Origin of the sequence: Caenibacillus caldisaponilyticus (genome assembly GCF_002003465.1) — a bacterium.
Lineage (GTDB): Bacteria > Bacillota > Bacilli > Bacillales > Sporolactobacillaceae > Caenibacillus > Caenibacillus caldisaponilyticus.
The window spans coordinates 1-2,638 of record NZ_BDDQ01000108.1 but is presented as its reverse complement, the minus strand read 5'-3'; the positions used below and the strand labels follow the sequence as shown (position 1 = coordinate 2,638).

The window sequence follows — 2,638 nt, the reverse complement described above, 5'->3', positions numbered from 1 at the left end:
AATCGACGAGCATAAGAGGGATGATGCGTAATGGCGATCATGGGCAGCGTCGATATTCAATTCACGAATAATCTTGGTCCGCAAGGCCCCCAAGGGCCACAAGGCCCTGCAGGGGAAGATGCAATCATTGCAGTGCTTTCTAATGAATCGCACGTCATTCCGACCGACAGCGCCGGGAATAACGGGAATTACGCAGGCGCTTCTACAACCATGAGCATCTATGTCGGATCAAAAGATGATAGTAACAATTGGACATATACGGCATCGCCATCGAGCGGTGTCACAGGCAATCTGTCCGGCCGCACCTATACTGTCACCAACATGTCGACAGATACCGGATATGTCGATATCACGGCATCACGGTCTGGCTATCCGAGTATATCGAAGCGTTTCACTCTTTCCAAGTCGAAGCAAGGCGCTGGAGGCCAAAATGCGACAGTATATTGGCTCGTAACACCGCCGGCAATCGTAAAAACGAAAACCGGATCGTATAGCCCGGCGAGTATCACCGTGCAAGCCATGTCCCAGACGGGAACCGGCTCGCCGTCGGCTTACGCCGGCCGATTCATCATCGCCGAATCAACGGACGGAAGCACGTTCACCGACAAATATACATCGAGCGGGAACGAATCGAGCAAGACATATACCCCATCCGCAAACATCAAAGCGGTGCGGGTACGGCTCTATCTTGCGGGAGGCACGTCCACGCTTTTGGATGAACAGGTCATTCCGGTTGCCCAGGATGGTGTGGATGGTGCTGACGGCCAAGACGCGACAAGCTACAAGCTAGTAGTCAGCGCATCGGCGATCAACAAATCGGCATCGGGCTCGTACAATCCGACGTCGATCACCGTCACCGCAAAGTCTCAAACCGGCACAGCGGCGCCGACAAACTACGCGGGGCGGTTCGTCATTTCAGAGAGCACCGACGGCACGAATTTCACCGACAAGTATACGAGCTCATCAAATGAATCGACCAAAACGTATACGCCATCATCCGGCATCAAAGCCGTTCGTGTGCGGCTGTACATGGCCGGCGGCACTTCGACGCTTTTGGATGAGCAGACAATCCCGGTAGTGGCGGACGGCCAAACCACTTATACATGGGTGAAATACGCCGACGACGCGAGCGGGAACGGAATGAGCGATACGCCGGACGGCAAGCGATATGTCGGAATGGCGTTCAACAAAACGACGCCGACAGAGAGTAGCAACCCAAGCGATTATCAATGGTCGCCGCTCTACGACAATGTGCAGGTCGGCGGGAGGAATATTCTCTACAATACCGATTTCCATGAAGGAATTGGTGTGACAACAAAAAATACAGTGTATGATACATGGAGTTTTTCCGCCGCTAATACAGCCGGAACGAAACAGCTTGTATCAGACCAAAATATATTGCCAGTTGGCAAATATCTACGCGTCACAACGACAGCCACTGGTGACCGCTATGTTTACTATGATATTATGGCGAGCGGAGTAGACTATCGTAATAATTTGATTAAACTCGGAAAAACATACACCATTTCGTTCATGGTACGGTTGAGTGTGACTGCAAAAGCTAAAGTATATCTACAAGGTATTGCTTCTGGCCCGCAAATCACCATCAATGGCAACGAATGGACGAAAATGACTTTCACAACGCCGATAAATCAATTCAATTCGAATAATCGATTCACTGTCGGCGTCTATATCACGGATACAATTCCGAGCGGAACCACAATTGATTTTCATTCACTGCAACTCGAAGAAGGAAACGTTGCAACAACGTGGCAAGAATCACCGGAAGACGTCGCATCCGACATCGCCGCCGCGCAAGCCGCCGCAGACGCCGCGAACGCGCTGCTCGGCGATCTGTCCAACGACAACAAACTGACAGCCACCGAGAAACAAATCGTCAAAACGCAATGGGACGCCATCGTCGCCGAGAAACCGATCTATGACGCCCAAGCTGATGCATACGGGCTGACCACCCAAAAAACGGCGTACGACAACGCGTACAACACGCTGAATACGTATCTCACGCCGCTTCTCGCGAATCTGACGACGACGAGTGATATCAACGGCGCCACGTTCCGAGCGAATTTCAATACGTACTACTCCGCGCGGGTGACGCTCACGCAGGCGATCTATAACGCCATCAAGAGCGGCATCGACAACGGCGTGAAGCAAGGGCAGTTATATAACGGCACGAGCATCACTCAACAAGATGGATTCAAAGCCGTCCGAAGCGACAATCTCGTCCAGACGATCATGAATGCGACGGCGGGGATCAAGATTCAAAATCGCACAAATACGTCCCAGTCGTGGCAGGATGTTTTCTATGTTGATACGAACGGAGTGCTCACGGCGAAGGGTATCAATGTTGTTGGCGGGACAATTAACGGAACAACCGGAACGTTTAACGGAACCGTTGAAATAGTCGTTGGAAACGTAAAAACTCGGGTAAGTGAAACTATTTACAATGAAAAAACTGATTTAGGGTTCGTTAATAGCGTCACGATTCAAGACGGGCAAGTATTTTTAGAGTCCAATTACCAAACCAGTTCGACAAAGAATTTAAACATTACTGTTGACCAAATTATTTATTATGATTCCAATGGGCATCAAATATACGTTACTTTGAGTGATCGTATGA

At 50.2% G+C, this 2,638-nt stretch carries 1 pseudogene; it reads left to right on the top strand.

The features are described 5' to 3' along the window. Positions 1-30: 30 nt before the first annotated feature. Positions 31-2,638, top strand: a pseudogene (locus tag CCB157_RS16500) (hypothetical protein); the annotation flags it as partial.